Source organism: Micromonospora sp. DSM 45708 (assembly GCF_039566955.1).
Lineage (GTDB): Bacteria > Actinomycetota > Actinomycetes > Mycobacteriales > Micromonosporaceae > Micromonospora.
Window position 1 is genome coordinate 2,620,292 of sequence record NZ_CP154796.1, and the last position, 14,337, is coordinate 2,634,628.

At 75.1% G+C, this 14,337-nt stretch carries 16 protein-coding genes; 3 read left to right on the forward strand and 13 right to left on the reverse strand.

Translation table 11 applies throughout. The features are described from left to right. Positions 1-31 precede the first annotated feature (31 nt). Both VKK44_RS11485 and VKK44_RS11490 read left to right on the forward strand, forming a co-directional pair. On the forward strand, positions 32-1,102 hold the full coding sequence (locus tag VKK44_RS11485) for a hypothetical protein (RefSeq protein WP_343446899.1): 1,071 nt from the start codon (positions 32-34) through the stop codon (positions 1,100-1,102). Between the two features lie 62 nt (positions 1,103-1,164). Further along, a complete protein-coding gene (locus tag VKK44_RS11490) occupies positions 1,165-1,713 on the forward strand; it encodes an RNA 2'-phosphotransferase (RefSeq protein ID WP_343446901.1) in 549 nt (182 codons plus the stop codon). Here the strand turns inward: VKK44_RS11490 and VKK44_RS11495 are convergent. Genes VKK44_RS11495 through VKK44_RS11520 form a run of 6 tightly spaced genes read right to left on the reverse strand, consistent with a single transcriptional unit; the run spans position 1,700 to position 7,593 of the window. Further along, positions 1,700-2,977: a sulfite oxidase gene (locus tag VKK44_RS11495; protein WP_343446902.1), complete on the reverse strand. Its 1,278-nt coding sequence runs from the start codon at positions 2,975-2,977 to the stop codon at positions 1,700-1,702. The genes VKK44_RS11490 and VKK44_RS11495 overlap by 14 nt on opposite strands. Before the next feature lie 58 nt (positions 2,978-3,035). Next, on the reverse strand, positions 3,036-3,674 hold the full coding sequence (locus VKK44_RS11500) for a hypothetical protein (protein ID WP_343446903.1): 639 nt from the start codon (positions 3,672-3,674) through the stop codon (positions 3,036-3,038). After that, the gene (locus tag VKK44_RS11505; protein WP_343446904.1) at positions 3,671-5,077 is read right to left on the reverse strand and encodes a selenium-binding protein SBP56-related protein; all 1,407 of its coding nucleotides are present in this window, start codon (positions 5,075-5,077) and stop codon (positions 3,671-3,673) included. The genes VKK44_RS11500 and VKK44_RS11505 overlap by 4 nt, the downstream gene beginning before the upstream one ends. Before the next feature lie 16 nt (positions 5,078-5,093). Continuing rightward, complete coding sequence (locus VKK44_RS11510; RefSeq protein ID WP_343446905.1) at positions 5,094-5,819, reverse strand: ABC transporter ATP-binding protein; 726 nt, start codon at positions 5,817-5,819, stop codon at positions 5,094-5,096. Then, the gene (locus VKK44_RS11515; protein ID WP_343446907.1) at positions 5,792-6,625 is read right to left on the reverse strand and encodes an ABC transporter permease; all 834 of its coding nucleotides are present in this window, start codon (positions 6,623-6,625) and stop codon (positions 5,792-5,794) included. Before VKK44_RS11515 ends, VKK44_RS11510 begins: the two co-directional genes overlap by 28 nt. Beyond that, positions 6,622-7,593 carry a sulfonate ABC transporter substrate-binding protein gene (locus tag VKK44_RS11520; protein ID WP_343446908.1) on the reverse strand — a complete coding sequence of 324 codons (972 nt, stop codon included), beginning with the start codon at positions 7,591-7,593 and terminating at the stop codon, positions 6,622-6,624. Before VKK44_RS11520 ends, VKK44_RS11515 begins: the two co-directional genes overlap by 4 nt. A 142-nt stretch (positions 7,594-7,735) precedes the next feature. Between VKK44_RS11520 and VKK44_RS11525 the strand changes: the two genes are divergently transcribed. Further along, positions 7,736-8,902, forward strand: a complete 1,167-nt coding sequence (locus VKK44_RS11525; RefSeq protein WP_343446909.1) for an LLM class flavin-dependent oxidoreductase — start codon at positions 7,736-7,738, stop codon at positions 8,900-8,902. Between the two features lie 30 nt (positions 8,903-8,932). Here VKK44_RS11525 and VKK44_RS11530 read toward each other — a convergent pair whose 3' ends face one another. The 7 genes from VKK44_RS11530 to VKK44_RS11560 form a co-directional block, all read right to left on the reverse strand. After that, positions 8,933-9,442: an NUDIX domain-containing protein gene (locus VKK44_RS11530; protein WP_343446910.1), complete on the reverse strand. Its 510-nt coding sequence runs from the start codon at positions 9,440-9,442 to the stop codon at positions 8,933-8,935. Positions 9,443-9,530: 88 nt separating this feature from the next. Beyond that, complete coding sequence (locus VKK44_RS11535) at positions 9,531-10,118, reverse strand: NADAR family protein (protein ID WP_458351634.1); 588 nt, start codon at positions 10,116-10,118, stop codon at positions 9,531-9,533. A gap of 12 nt (positions 10,119-10,130) precedes the next feature. Further along, positions 10,131-10,784, reverse strand: coding sequence for an SRPBCC family protein (locus VKK44_RS11540; protein WP_343446912.1), 654 nt, complete (start codon positions 10,782-10,784; stop codon positions 10,131-10,133). Next, positions 10,781-11,146, reverse strand: a complete 366-nt coding sequence (locus VKK44_RS11545) for an ArsR/SmtB family transcription factor (RefSeq protein WP_343446913.1) — start codon at positions 11,144-11,146, stop codon at positions 10,781-10,783. The genes VKK44_RS11540 and VKK44_RS11545 overlap by 4 nt, the downstream gene beginning before the upstream one ends. 229 nt (positions 11,147-11,375) lie before the next feature. Then, positions 11,376-12,050: a peptidoglycan recognition protein family protein gene (locus tag VKK44_RS11550; RefSeq protein ID WP_343446914.1), complete on the reverse strand. Its 675-nt coding sequence runs from the start codon at positions 12,048-12,050 to the stop codon at positions 11,376-11,378. Between the two features lie 68 nt (positions 12,051-12,118). After that, entirely contained in the window at positions 12,119-12,865 is a 747-nt protein-coding gene (locus VKK44_RS11555; protein ID WP_343446915.1) for a lysozyme, read from the reverse strand. A gap of 123 nt (positions 12,866-12,988) precedes the next feature. Beyond that, positions 12,989-14,314: a flavin monoamine oxidase family protein gene (locus VKK44_RS11560; protein WP_343446916.1), complete on the reverse strand. Its 1,326-nt coding sequence runs from the start codon at positions 14,312-14,314 to the stop codon at positions 12,989-12,991. Positions 14,315-14,337 lie beyond the last annotated feature (23 nt).

Here is a 14,337-nt window from a genome sequence, read left to right on the forward strand (position 1 = left end):
TCCAGCTCACGCGTGGGGCAGGATCGTCGGGATGCCCCGCCCCCGCCCCCGCCGCGTCGCCGTCGTCGTGCTGGCCCTGTTCACCGCCGGCTGCTCCGCGTCCGGGGCCGATCCCGCCGCGTCCACCGCCGCGCCCGGGTCCGCCGGCGTGACGCCGGGTGCGCCGTCCGCCTCGACAGCACCGTCGCCCGTGCCGGCCGCCCGGGCCGGGATCGGCGACCGGCCGAGCGCCCCGGCCCGCCCGTGCACCGTGTTCCCGGCCGACAACGTCTGGCACGCCGACGTCTCCCGGCTGCCCGTGCACGCCCGGTCCAGCGCGATGATCGGCGCGATCGGGGCCGGCGCGACGGTGCACGCCGACTTCGGCTCCGGGCAGTGGGCGGGTGCGCCGGTCGGCATCCCGGTCACCGTCGTCGCGGCCGGGCAGCGGAAGGTCCCGGTCACCTTCGGGTACGCCGACGAGAGCGACCCGGGGCCGTACCCGATCCCGCCCGACGCGAAGGTCGAGGGCGGCCCGGCCGGCACCGGCGACCGGCACGTGATCGTCTGGGACCGGGCGGCCTGCCGCGCGTACGAGCTGTTCGACGCGCACCGCTCCGACGCCGGCTGGCGGGCCGGCTCGGGCGCGGTCTTCGACCTGCGGGCGAATCGGATGCGGCCGGCCGGCTGGACCTCCGCCGATGCCGCCGGGCTGTCCGTGCTCGCCGGGCTGGTCCGCTACGAGGAGGTGGCCGCCGGTCGGATCGACCACGCGATCCGGGTGACCGTGCCGCGTACCCGGACCGGTTGGACGTGGCCAGCCGGTCACTCCGCCTCGTCGGCCACCGACCCCGCGTTGCCGCAGCTCGGTCAACGGCTGCGGCTCAAGCGCTCGGTCGACTTGTCCGGGCTGCCCCGGCAGGCCCGGACGGTGGCCGAGGCGATGCGCCGCCACGGGTTGATCGTGGCCGACCACGGCTCGGCCTGGTACGTCTCCGGCGCACCGGATCCGCGCTGGGACAACGACGCGTTGCACGCGCTGGACCGCCTGCGCGGCAGCGACTTCGAGGTGGTGGACGCCACCGGCCTGATGGCCGACCCGAAGTCGGCCGCCGTCCGCTGAACCCTCGCCGCCGTCCGCCGAACCCGGTCGACGCGGTGCGGCCGAGCGCCCACACTGTCCGGATGGAGCACCGTGATCTGGTCCGGGTGAGCAGGCGGATGTCGTTGGCGTTGCGTCACCGTCCCGACCGGTTCGGCCTGGCGCTCGACCGGGCCGGCTGGGTGCCGGTCACCGACCTGCTCGCCGCGATGCGGATCAGCCGCGTCGAGCTGGACGCCGTGGTCGCCGACAACGACAAGCAGCGCTTCGCGGTGGCGCCCGGCCCGGACGGGGCCGACCGGATCCGCGCCAACCAGGGCCACTCGGTCCCGGTCGACCTCGGCCTGACGCCGGCGTCGCCGCCCGGCCGGCTCTACCACGGCACCGCCGACGGGGTGCTGGACGCGATCCGGGCCGAGGGGCTGCGGCGGGGGCGCCGGCACCACGTACACCTGTCGCCGGACGTGGCGACGGCCCGGCGGGTCGGCGCGCGGCGCTCCGGCGCGGTGGTCGTGCTCACGGTCGACGCCGCCACCATGGCCGACCACGGATACCTGTTCTACCGGTCGGCGAACGGGGTGTGGTTGACCGACACCGTCCCGCCGGGCTACCTGGTCGTCAGCACGCCGTGACCGGATGCGCCACCACGGCGTCGAAGAGGTAGGCCAGCGTGTTCGGGTCGGCCCGCTCGGGCTGGCCGGCGCCGGTGCGGTCGGTGGCGCGGGCGCGCAGCGTGTGCCGGCCGGCGGTCGGTGGGCGCCAGCGGACGGTCCAGCGCTGCCAGGGGCCGCCCCGGTCGGCGGCCACCAGGTCGGCCGCGCGCCACCCGTCGCCGGTGTCCACCTCGACCCGTTCGATCGGGCCGTTGCCGGACCAGGACCGGCCGCGCAGCAGCAGCTCCGCGCCGGCCGGCACCCGGGCGTCCCAGGCGAGCTCGAACGCGCTCTTCACCGGCTGCGCGCCCAGCAGGGTGCCGTCGGCGGGGTGGCCGGGGCCGAACAGGCGGTAGAACTGGGTGTTCCACGGTGAGAACAGCGGCGTGGTGGAGACCTCCACCGGCCCCACCCACTTGATCGAGGAGATGCCGATCCAGCCGGGGACCACCACCCGCACCGGGAAACCGTGGTCGGCCGGCAGCGGCGCGCCGTTCATCTCGTACGCCAGCAGCACGTCGTCGAGCGCCTTGGCGACCGGCAGCGGCCGGCGGACCCGGCCCAGGTCGATCCCGCCGGTGACGTAGTGCGGGTCGAGGCCCTCGGGCATCACGTCCACCGCGTCGTCGCGCAGGCCGGCCCGGCGCAGCACCGTGCCGAGCCGGACGCCGCGCCAGCGGGCCACCCCCACGCCGCCCAGCCCCCAGGCCACGCCCGGGGCCGGCTCGCCCTGCTGGGCGGCGAAGAACCGTCGCCCGTTGCCGGCGCACTCGACCAGCGCGGTGCTCTCCTCGGCCGGCAGCCGGCGCAGCTCGTCGAGGCTGAACTCCACCGGCGCGGTCCGGGTCGGTGCGCCGTGCAGCCCGTCGCCGAACAACGACAGTCGCCAGGTGGCCGGGTCGAGCCGCGGGGTCACGGTGTGGTTGCGGACGAAGAAGCGGTCGGTCGGGACCACGTATCCCTGGCCGGCCATCGCCGACCAGCGCATCTCGGCGTTGGTGTCCAACCGCCGCAGCAGCTCCGGCGGCAGCGGCTTGGCGATCGGCGGGTCGACGCCGACCGGGACGGCGGTCAGCGCGACCGGCTCGCGCTCCGCGGCGGCGGCGGTGACCGCGGCCATCGCCGCGCCCAGCTCCCGCAGCGCGTCGCGGTCGACGCCCGCGCCGTGCGCCGCACCGGCGAGCCACTGCCGGCTCCGTTCGGCGTCGTGGACGACTTCGGCGGGGGACGGAAAACGGCTCACGGGGTGACCTCCGGGGCTGGGCGACGCTGCCTTTCCTATTAAATCAGTAGGACTTGCGTCAGGTTGCGCCGAGCAGGGTCACCACACCGGCCGCCACCAGTACGCCGGCCCACAGCCGGTCGACGTTGAACCAGGCCCGGCGCAGCACGCCCACGCCGAGCACCTCGTACACCAGCAGCGCGACCGCCAGCGCGACACCGAGCATGGCCCCGGTGTGCACGGCCGCCGCGGCGAGCCCGGTCAGCGCGCCGGCCGGCGCGGCGGCCAGGTGCCCGGCGTGCGGCCCGCCGCCGACCGCCGGCTCGGCGAGCAGCACCGGCAGCAGCATCAGGCCCGCGCCGTGCGCCGCCGACATCAGGAACGACCAGGCGGTGAGCTGGGCCGCCGACAGCCGCATTCCGGCCCAGCGGAAGTGCCGGTCGGACAGCAGCCGCCACAGCCCGAACCCGACCAGCAGCACGCCGCCGCCGACCGTGACCGCCGTGCCGGCCGTCACCGAGCGGGTGGCGCTGACCAGCGCGGCGACCACCGCCACCGACGCCAGGTGCCCGGCCGCGATCGGCGGCAGGGCGGCCAGCAACGCGGCCCGACGACGCTCCTGAAGGCCCCGGGCCACCGCGAACAGCCAGCCCATCGCCGGGTTCAGGCCGTGGAACGCGCCGAGGCCGGCCAGTGCCGCCCAGGTCGCGCCGGTCACGGGAAGCAGTACGAGTCGGACGAGGCGTCGCCGCCCTGCAACCGGGTCTGGTGCACCCGCCGGCCGCGGAACTCCTCCCCGCGCGGAAAGAACCGCGGGTCGGGCACGAGGCCACCGTGCTCCTCGTCGACGTCCAGCTTCGCCACCCAGGCGCCCACCCCGTCGGGATAGAACTGGTCGTCCCACGCCCCGTAGAGCGAGTTGCTGACGTAGACGCGGCGACCGTCGCGGCTGATCTCGACCATCTGCGGGCCGCCGGCGAGCGGCTCGTCCGGAAACGCCGGATGCGGGGTGCGGTTCACGATGCCGCCCAGCCGTACCGAGCCGACCCGCACCGGGTGGAACGGGTCGCTGACGTCGTAGCGGACCAGCTCGCCGGTGCCCCAGCAGGAGACGTGCAGGAACCGGTCGTCCACCGACAGGTCGATGTCGGTGACCAGCGGCGGCACCGCCCCGAACGGTTTGAGCAGCTCGGGCAGGTCGTCCGCGTCGGCCGGCTCGGCCGGGATGTCGATCACCTTGGTCACCGCCCAGGCGTCGCCGTCGCGGTGCCACAGCCAGATCGAGGCGGACAGGTCCTCGACGCTGATCACCACGCCGACGAAGCCGTACGACCTCGTCGGGTCGTGCGCGGGGCGCAGCTCCAGCGGCATCTGGTACGCGTCGCCGAGGTCGACGCGTTGCACGTGCCGGCGCTTCGCCAGGTCCCAGAAGTGCAGCGCGTGCCCGTAGCGACGGCCCAGCAGCAGCTCACCGACGATGCCGTCCTCGATCATCGACGGGGTGCCCCACTCGCTGGTGACCAGCACGTCCTGCGTGTAGTGCCACCAGAAGTCGTACGCCAGGAACTGCGGCCCCCGGTCGGCCTCCCACGCGCCGCGTACCTCGAAGGTGGTGTGGTCGAGCACCGCGATGCCGCCCGGCCCCTCCTCGCCGTCGGCGCCCCCGAGCGCGGAGACGTAGATGCCGTCCGGCCCGCAGTGCACCGTGTGCGGGCGGGAGTAGCCGGCCCGCTCGCCCAGCTCCTTCGCCTCGATCACCTTGACCAGCTCGGGTCGGCGCGGGTCCGGTTTGGTGTCCAGCACGTGGATGCGGGACGAGCGCAGGCCGGGCACGATCAGGTAGCGGCGTTCCACGTGCGGGTGCGGGGCGGTCGGGCAGAGCGCGCTGCTGCACGCGTTCCACCCGAAGTGGTGCAGCTCGTCGCCGGTGTGCGGCAGCTCGGTCCAGCCGACCACCCGACCGTACGTGTCGGAGTCCGGGTCGGTGTCCAGCACCGCGATGGCGTCCGGTTGCTGCCCGGCGCGGTCGAACGCGGCCACGTACGCCAGCTTCTCGGCGGGCGCGGCGGCGGCCAGCGTGGGGGAGGGATAGAAGGTCGGGTCCGGGGTCCAGCGGGTCATCGAGGCTCCATCATGGTCAGGAGGTGGGGACGCCGAGGCGGTCGAGCAGCCGGCGGCGCAGCGCGCCGAGGGCCGGGTCGTCGGGGCGCGGGGCGGGGCCGAGGTCCACCGGGACCTCCTCGGCGATCACGCCCCCGTCGAGCAGCAGGACGCGGTCGGCGAGCAGCAGCGCCTCCTCAACGTCGTGGGTGACCAGCAGCGCGGCGAAGCCGTGCTGCGCGCGCAGCCGGCGCAGCAGCCCCTGCATGCGCAGCCGGGTCAGCGCGTCCAACGCGCCGAACGGCTCGTCGAGCAGCAGCAGGTCCGGTTCCCGGACCAGCGCCCGCGCCACCGCGACGCGCTGCGCCTGCCCGCCGGACAGCTCGGCCGGCCAGGCCCGGCCCCGGTCGGCGAGCCCGACCTCGGCCAGCGCGCGGTCCACCCGGGCGCCGACGTCCCGGCCGGTGAGACCGAGCGCGACGTTGTCGGCCACCCGCTTCCAGGGCAGCAGCCGGTGCTCCTGGAACACCACCGCGGCGGCGCCGTGCACCAGGTGCGTGCCGCCGGCGTCGTCGTCCAGCCCGGCGAGCACGCGCAGCAGCGTGCTCTTGCCGGAGCCGCTGCCGCCGAGCAGCGCCACCGTCTCTCCGGTGGCGACGGTGAGGTCGACCCCGGCCAGCACCACGGCGGGGCCGAAGGACCGGGTCACCGCGCGTGCGGTGAGCACCGGCCCGGTCAGGTCGCGCGCAACCCGCGTCGCCACGTCAGCGTCCTCCGCTCCGCGTACCGGATGAGCAGGTCCGAGGCCAGGCCCAGCAGCGCGTAGACGAGCAGGCCGAGCACGACCACGTCGGTCTGGCTGAACTCGCGGGCCTCCATCATCAGGAAGCCGACGCCGGTCTGGGCGTTGACCTGCTCGCCGACGACGAGGCTCAGCCAGGCCGCGCCGATGGCCAGCCGCAGCCCGAGGAAGAGCGCGGGCAGCGCGCCCGGCAGCACCACGTGCCGCAGCCGGGCGGCGGCGCCCAGGCCGCAGGTGCGGGCCGCCTCGACGAGGCGCTCGTCGATGTCGCGGATGCCGGCGTACAGGTTGAAGTAGATCGGGAAGAACGCGCCGAGCGCGACCAGCGTGACCTTCAGCGACTCGCCGATGCCGACCCAGATGATGAGCAGCGGGACCAGGCCCAGGTGCGGCAGCATCCGGGCCATCTGCACCGGCGGGTCGACCAGGTCGTCGCCGAGCCGCAGCAGCCCGGCCGCGGCGCCGAGCACCAGCGCCAGGCCGCCGCCGATGAGCAGGCCGAGCGCGGCGCGGGTGAGCGAGTCGAGCAGGTGCACGCCGAGTGTGCCGTCGGCGACCAGCCGCGCGCCGGTGGCCAGCACCGTGCTCGGCGCCGGCAGCTTCTCCGGGGAAAGCAGGCCGGCCCGCGCGGCGACCTCCCAGCCGAGCACCAGCACGACCGGACTGACCAGCCGCCACCACCGCCGAGCGGTGCGGGCGCGCGGTCGTCGGGGCGCCGGCGACGGTACGACCGGGGTGGGCGCCTCGGCCAGCGCCGGGCCGGTCACCGGAACGCCTCGGTGAACCGGTCGTCCACCCGGCCGGCGATGTCCACCGGTCCCGGCACCAGCTTCAGCGCCACGAAGCTGTCCGCGATGGCCTGCAACTCGCGGCCGATGTCCGGGTTGACCGGCGCGAGCGGCGTGGCGCTGCGGGCCAGCGCCCGGGTGGTTACGTCCAGCGGGATCTTCAGCTCGGGGGCGAGCACGGCGGCCCGCTCCGCCGGGTGGGCGATGCCCCAGTCGGTGGTCTCGCGGTAGGTGTCCAGGAAGGCCCGGACGTCGTCGGTGCGGTGCTGCACCGCGTCGGGCGCGGCCAGCACGTACTCCCGGTTGCCGGCCAGGCCGGTGGCGTCGGCGAGCACCCGCACGCCGGGCCGCTCGGCCAGCGCGAAGTAGGGATCCCAGATGATCCACGCGTCGACCTGCCCGTTGTCGAACGCGGGTCGTCCCTCGGCCGGCTTGAGGTACTTCACGTTGAGGTCGGCGAGCGTCATCCGGTTCGCCTCCAGCAGCTTCACCAGCAGCCAGTGCACGTTGGAGCCCTTGTTCAGCGCGACGGTCCGCCCGCGCAGGTCGGCGAAGCTCCGGTACGGGCTGTCCGCCTTGACCAGCACCGCCTCGCCCCGCGGGATGGGCTCGGACGTGCCGATCACGGAGAACGGGATCTTCCCGGCGGCGGCGAAGACCGGTGGGGCCTCGCCGACCTGCCCGATGTCGATGGAGCCGGCCTTGAGCGCCTCGGTGAGCGCCGGGCCGCTCTCGAACAGCGACCAGGTGACGTTGCGCGCGGTGCCGCGCGCCTTGACCAGGCTGAGTCCGCCGAAGCGTTGGTAGCCGATCCGCAGCGGTCCGCCGTCGCCGTCGCGGGCGTCGGCGGCTTCGCCCCCGCAGCCGGTCAGCGTCGCGGCGACGAGCAGCACGAGCGTGGTGAGCAGCGCGGTCACCCGGCGGCGGGGTCTCGACGGGGTACGCATGACGACTCCTCGGGAGGGGTGGGGCCCGGCACGTCGGCGGGCGTCAGCAACCTACCAACCCGATAGGTTTTATGGGTAGTCTGTCGGCGCGGTCGTCCCATCCCTCAGGAGACGGCCCGCCCGACCCGCGCCGGAGGCCACCATGTCGCTCACCTTCCACTGGTTCCTGCCGACCTACGGCGACAGCCGGGACATCGTGGGCGGTGGGCACGGCGTGCCGGTGGGCACCGCCGGGGGTGTGCGCCAAGCCGACGTGGCCTACCTCGGCCAGATCGCCCGCAGCGCCGAACAGCTCGGCTTCGTCGGCGCGCTGACCCCCACCGGCGCCTGGTGCGAGGACGCCTGGCTGACCACCGCCATGCTCACCCAGGTGACCGAGCGGCTGAGGTTCCTCGTGGCGTTCCGGCCCGGCCTGCTCTCACCCACGCTCGCCGCGCAGATGGCCTCCACCTTCCAGCGGCTCTCCGGCGGCCGGCTGCTGCTCAACGTGGTCACCGGCGGCGAGTCCACCGAACAGCGGGCGTACGGCGACTTCCTCGACAAGGACGCCCGGTACGCGCGTACCGACGAGTTCCTGCACGTGGTGCGCGCGTTGTGGCGTGGCGAGACGGTTGACCACGACGGCGCCCACCTCCGCGTCTCCGGCGCCCGGCTGGGCCGGCTGCCGGACCCGGTGCCGCCGGTCTACTTCGGTGGGTCGTCTGCCGCCGCCGGGCCGGTGGCGGCCCGACACAGTGACGTCTACCTGACCTGGGGCGAGCCGCCCGCGCAGGTGGCCGGCAAGCTGGACTGGATCCGTGGGCTGGCCACCACCGCCGGCCGCGAGCTGCGGTACGGCATCCGGCTGCACGTGATCAGCCGGGACACCGCCGACGAGGCGTGGGCGCAGGCCCGCCGCCTGCTCGACGGCATCGCCGAGGACGACATCCGGGCCGTGCAGGAGGGGCTGCGGCGCAGCGAGTCCGAGGGCCAGCGACGGATGCTGGACCTGCACGGCGGCTCCCGCGACGGGCTGGAGATCGCGCCCAACCTGTGGGCCGGGGTGGGGCTGGTCCGGGGCGGCGCGGGCACCGCGCTGGTCGGCAGCCACACCGAGGTCGCCGACCGGATCGCCGAGTACCACGCGCTCGGCATCGACGAGTTCATCCTCTCCGGCCACCCGCACCTGGAGGAGGCGTACTGGTTCGGCGAGGGCGTGCTGCCGATCCTGCGCCGACGGGGGCTGTGGCGGCACCCGGACGGCGAGCCGACCGTCGAGGCGTCGGTCGGCGTGCCGTTCGCACCCCGACCGGTGCCGGCCCGGGGCTGACCGCCACGGCGGACGCTCGTGAACGTGGCGTCAGCGCGGGTGCCGGCCGGCCAGGAAGTCGGCGAGGACCCGGGTGTGCGTGGAGAACGCCAGCTCGACCGGCTCGACGAGCACCAGCCACTCGGTGGCCTCCTCGGTCGGCGCGGACGGCGGCAGGTCGCCGACCGGCCGCTCGGGCAGCACGCCGAAGACCATCATGGCGCCGCCGGCCGGCGCGCCGTGCACCGCGAACAGCCGCGCCTCGCCGGCCTCGGCGAGCAGCCCGGTCTCCTCGCGCAGCTCCCGCACCAGCGCCTCGTCCCACTCCTCGCCGTACTCGATGAAGCCGCCGGGCAGCGCGAGCTCGCCGCGGGCCGGCTCGATGTCCCGGCGGACGGCCACCACGCCGAGCCCGTCGGGCGTGCGGACCGGCTGCACCGCCACCGCCACCGGCAGCGGGTTGCGCCACACCGTCTCGCCGCAGGCCCGGCAGACGCGTGGCCACCCGGCGCCCGCCGGGTAGGCCGCGCCGCAGAACGAGCAGTGCGAGTACGCGGTCACGCCGCGCACGTTACCCGCGGGCCGCCGGGACGCGCCGCCCGGCGGCGCGTCCCGGCGGACCTCGGCGTCGGGGTCGGTCCGGCCGCCGTCACGCCGGGCCGGCCAACTGCTCGCGTGCCTGCATCAGGGCGAAGCCGAGCAGGTTCTCGCCCCGCCAGGTCGCCGGGTCGGCGGCGCGCGGATCGTCGGCGGTCAGGCCGATGCCCCAGACCCGATCCGTCGGGCTCGCCTCCACCAGCACCCGGTCGCCGGTGCCGAGCAGGAACCGCCGCAACGGGTCGTGCTGGCCGAACTTGGCCACGCTGCCGGCCACCACGATCTCCCGGCGGCGGGCCGCCCAGGTGGCCTCGTCGAAGCCGCGCACCTGCCGGCCGAGCGCCTTGGCCCGGTGCGGGTGCGTGGCGGTGAGCACCCGCGCGGCGACCTCGTGGTCGTCGAAGAGGGTGGCCTTGTGCCACATCATCCAGTGCTCGGCGGTGGCGAACTCGCGACCGTCCACGGTGAACGCCGCCGGCCACCACTGGCTCAGGCAGCCGGCGCCGACGCTGCCGTCACGCTGCGGCCGGTGCCCCCAGAAGTGCAGGTATCTCACCGGCTGGCCGGCGTCGAGCACGGCGGTCAGGTCGGCGACGGATCGGATCGGCATGCCCCGCATCCTGCCCGCCCCCACCGACATTCCGCACGCCGGTCACGGGGTGGCGGCGCCGGTGTAGAAGGCCACGACCCGCTCGCCCGCGCCGCGCGCCTGGTCGGCCGGGGTGCCGGCGTCCACGCTGGCCGCCGTCCACCGTGCGCCGGACTCGGTGACGAACCGGCGGCCCTCGTCGGAGCCCATCCACCCGGCCGCCGCCGCGGGGTCGACGCCGGCGCCGGCCGGCACGTGTTCGGCGCCGAGGTGGGAGGCGAGCCCGACCAGTGCGAGGTCCCAGCCGATGCCGACGGCGCCCGGGCCGTACTCGGCCCACCGCTGGTCGTCGACGTGGGCGACGTGCTCCAGCTCGAAGCGGGTACGGCCGGCGCCGGCGTCGCTCAGGCGCACCTCGATCCAACTGACCTCCCCGCCGAACTCCCAGGTGGCGGCGAAGCCGTGCGGCGGGTCGCACCGCTGCACGGTGCCCTCGGCGTTGCCCTCCAGCCGGTACCGGCCACCGGGGCTCAGCTCGCCGGAGACCGGCAGGAACCAGCGGGGGATGCGCTCCGGATTGGTGCAGGCGTCGAAGACGTCGGCCACCGGCGCGTCGTACGTCTGGCTGATGGTGAGCACCCGCGCCTGCCCGGCGGGGAGCGTACGGTCGCCGATCCGGCGCTCGACGGCGCTGATCTGCCCGGTCACGTCGATCATGGGTTGGTCCTCTCGTCGTCGGAATCGTCCTCGCGCAGCCGCCGTTCGCGGCGGCCCCGGGCCAGCTCGGTGGCGAGCGCCGCCAGCGGCGGCGTCCAGAAGCGGCGGAACCCGGCCAGCCACGCGTCGATCTCGCGCAGCGGGCCGGGGTCCACCGCGTAGAGCCGGCGGGTGCCCTCGGCGCGCACGACGGTGAAGCCGTGTTCGCGGAGCACCTTGAGGTGCTGGGAGACCGCCGGCTGGCTGATGCCGAACTCGCGCCGCACCGTCTCGCCGAGTGCGCCGGCCGGCTGCTCGCCGTCGGCGAGCAGCTCCAGGATGCGGCGGCGCACCGGGTCGCCGAGGACGTCGAAGGCGTGCACGACCTCTTTATATCAGATCGTGCTTATATAAGCGAGGACTGCATTCTCGTCGAACTCTCATCGACCTGCGCGCTGCTGGTCCGGCGGGTGCGACGGCGGCCTCGGCACCGGCCGCGCCGCCGGGGCCGACAGCCCGCCCCGACGGCGACACCGGCGTCGGAGCGGGCCGGACGCCGCCGATGCCGTGACGCGGGACGCCCGTCGCACCCGGGCGCCCCGCGTGGGACCGTCAGGCGCCGAGTCGGCTGGCGACGGTACGCCGCAGCTCGGGCAGCCGGTCGTGCAGCAGGCCGGGGCACTGCGTGGAGTTGAAGTCCTTGTGCCCGTAGATCTCGGTGGGCGCGATGCCGTACTGCTGGCAGGTGAACGCGCAGAACCAGACCAGGCTGTCCCAGAGCGCCTGCGGCGGCTGCACGTCGAGGTAGATGCCGTCGTTCTCGATGCCGATGGCCTGACTGTTCTGCCCGACGCAGTGCGCGCCCTGCACCATGCTCTGCCCGTGCAGCAGCCCGTACAGGCTGCCGTGCCGGCCCTCGGTCAGGTAGCCGCCCCGGCTGTTGGTGAAGTGCTGCCCGGAGTCGAGCCAGCCGTTGCTGTCCATGTGCAGGTTCTGGATGTCGCGGGAGTTCCGGTAGGCCTGGGCGAGGCTGTAGTCGGTGGTGTTCGGGAACGCGGTGTGATGAATGATGATCTTGTTGGGTCGGCTCTGCACCACGCTCACCGGCGACGACGGGGGGCGGGCGCTCCAGGTCGCGCAGTTGGCGATCGTCGGCTGGTCGACCCGGGTGGCGGCGGCCCGGGCGTCGCGGTCGGCGCCGACCTGGGTCAGCGCGCCGGCGCCGGCGGCGGCGCCGAGCAGGACCGCGCCGCGCAGCACGGCCCGCCGGGGGAGAGGAACGGACATCGGGGCCTCCTCGTCGGGTTCGGACACGGCGGCGGGGCGGGCCGCAGCGACCCGCCCCGCCGGTGGGGTCAGCAGGTGCCGTTGCAGGCCAGCACGCGGAGCCGGTCCAGCGTGCCGTTCCAGACGTTCTGGTCACCCGGGAACACGCCGGAGGAGGACCACTGCCAGAACGAGTACGTGCCCCAGCCGGCCGGCAGCGTGCCGACGCTGCTGGAGTACCGCGCGATCCACAGTGGGTTGTTGGCCGCGAACTGCGACGTGTTGCCGGTGCAGGTGCTCCACCAGTCGGTGGTGGTGTAGATGGTGGCCCACCGTCCGGTCCGGGCGTAGTACTGGTTGACGAACGAGGCGATCCAGCTCCGCATCGACGCCTGGCTCAGCCCGTAGCAGGTGGCGCCGTACGGGTTGTACTCGATGTCGAGCGCGCCGGGCAGCGTCTTGCCGTCCCGCGACCAGCCGCCGCCGTGGTCGACGAAGTAGTTCGCCTGGGTCGCGCCGGTGGTGGTGTCCGGACGGGCGAAGTGGTAGGCCCCGCGGATCATCCCGACGTTGTAGGAGCCGTTGTACTGCTGGGCGAAGTAGGCGTTGGTGTAGTAGGTGCCCTCGGTCGCCTTGACGTACGCGAACCGGGCGCCGTTGGCCCAGGCGCCGGACCAGTTCACGTTGCCCTGGTAGCTGGAGACGTCCATGCCGGGCAGCCCGGCCGGGGCGGCGTGGGCGGGCGCGGCGCCGATCAGGGCCGCGGCGGCGGCGGTGACGGTGGCGAGCAGGGCGGCGCCGGCCGCGCGCAGCGCCGATCGCAGGTGACGGTGCATCTTTCCTCCCTGGGGGTTGCCGCCTCGCGGCGGCGGGAGTACCGAAAGGAACTGTCAACATTAGGTCACAGGGTGGAGAAACTTTTCAAGAGACGCATCGAAGATTTTCTTTGAATTTCGGGTTCAGTCGAGGGTGCCGAGCGCCTCGGCGGCGGCGCGCTCGCCGGCGGTCACCGCGCCCTCCAGATAGCCGCTCCACCGGGTCGCGGTCTCCGTCCCGGCCCAGTGCACCCGGCCCACCGGCGCCCGCAGCTCCGGGCCGTAGTCACACCAGGAGCCGGGCGTCACCATGCCGCAGAAGCAGCCCCGGGTCCACGGGTCGGCCGACCAGTCGTACTCGACGAGGTCCACCGGGTCGGCGGCGGCCGGGCCGAACAGCGTGGCCAGCGCGTCCCGCAACGCGGCCCGGCGCGCCCCGTCCGACAGCCGACGCAGCGCCCGGGCCTGCGCGCCGTAGCTGAACGCGGTGAGCACCCCGCCCGGCGAGCCGGGCAGCGAGTTGTCCACCGTCTCGGTGAGCGGCCCGGTGTCCGTGGTGGCCACCCCGGAGCGGCCGTCGGCCCGCCAGAACGGCTCCGGATAGCGCGCGTGCACCTTGACCGCCGCGCCCATCGGCATCCGCTGGGTCAGCCCGTCGCGCAGCGCCGGCAGCGGCGGGTCGTACCGGATCCGGCCGGCCAGCGCCGGGGCCACCGCGACCACCACCGCGTCGCCGTGGTGCACCTGACCGCCGGCGAGGACCCGTACGCCGGTGGCGTCCTGGGCGATCGCGTCCACCGGCGCGTCGAGGCGCAGCCGATCCGGCGGCAGCGCGGCGGCCATCCGCTGCGCCAGCGCCGCCGGCCCGCCGACGATCCGGTCCTGCTGGGCGCCGCCGGCCATGCCGAGCAGCGACCCGACGCCGCCGCCGCTGCGCAGGTAGAACAGCATCTGCAACAGCGACACCTCGCCCGGCGAGGCGGCCAGCAGCCCACCGGCCAGCAGGCGGCCGGCGTACCGGGCGGTGACCGGGTCGGGCGCGGTGGCGGCGAGCCAGCCGCCGAGCGTGCTCCGGTCCCACTCCGCCGCCCCGGCGGCCCGCCACGGCGCGACCGGATCGACCCCGGTCGCCAGCGCGTCCAGCGTGTCGAGCAGCCCGGCCAGGCCGGCCGGCGGTCCGGCCACCGGCCGACCGTCCAGCACCAGCGTCGTCGCGCCCCGGGCCGGCGACGGGAACGTCTCCAGGCCGTACGCGGCGACCAGCGCGTACATCCGGTCCTGGGTGGGGCCGATCCACTGCGCGCCGAGGTCGAGCCAGCCACCGTCGGGCAGCGGTCGGCTCAGCGTCCGGCCGCCCACCCGGTCCCGGGCCTCCAGCAGCAGCGGCTGCGCGCCGGCCGCCTCGACCGCGAGCGCGCAGGCCAACCCGGAGAACCCCGCCCCCACCACGATCACCCGGCCGTCGCCCACGGCCGGGCATACCCGGATCCGGG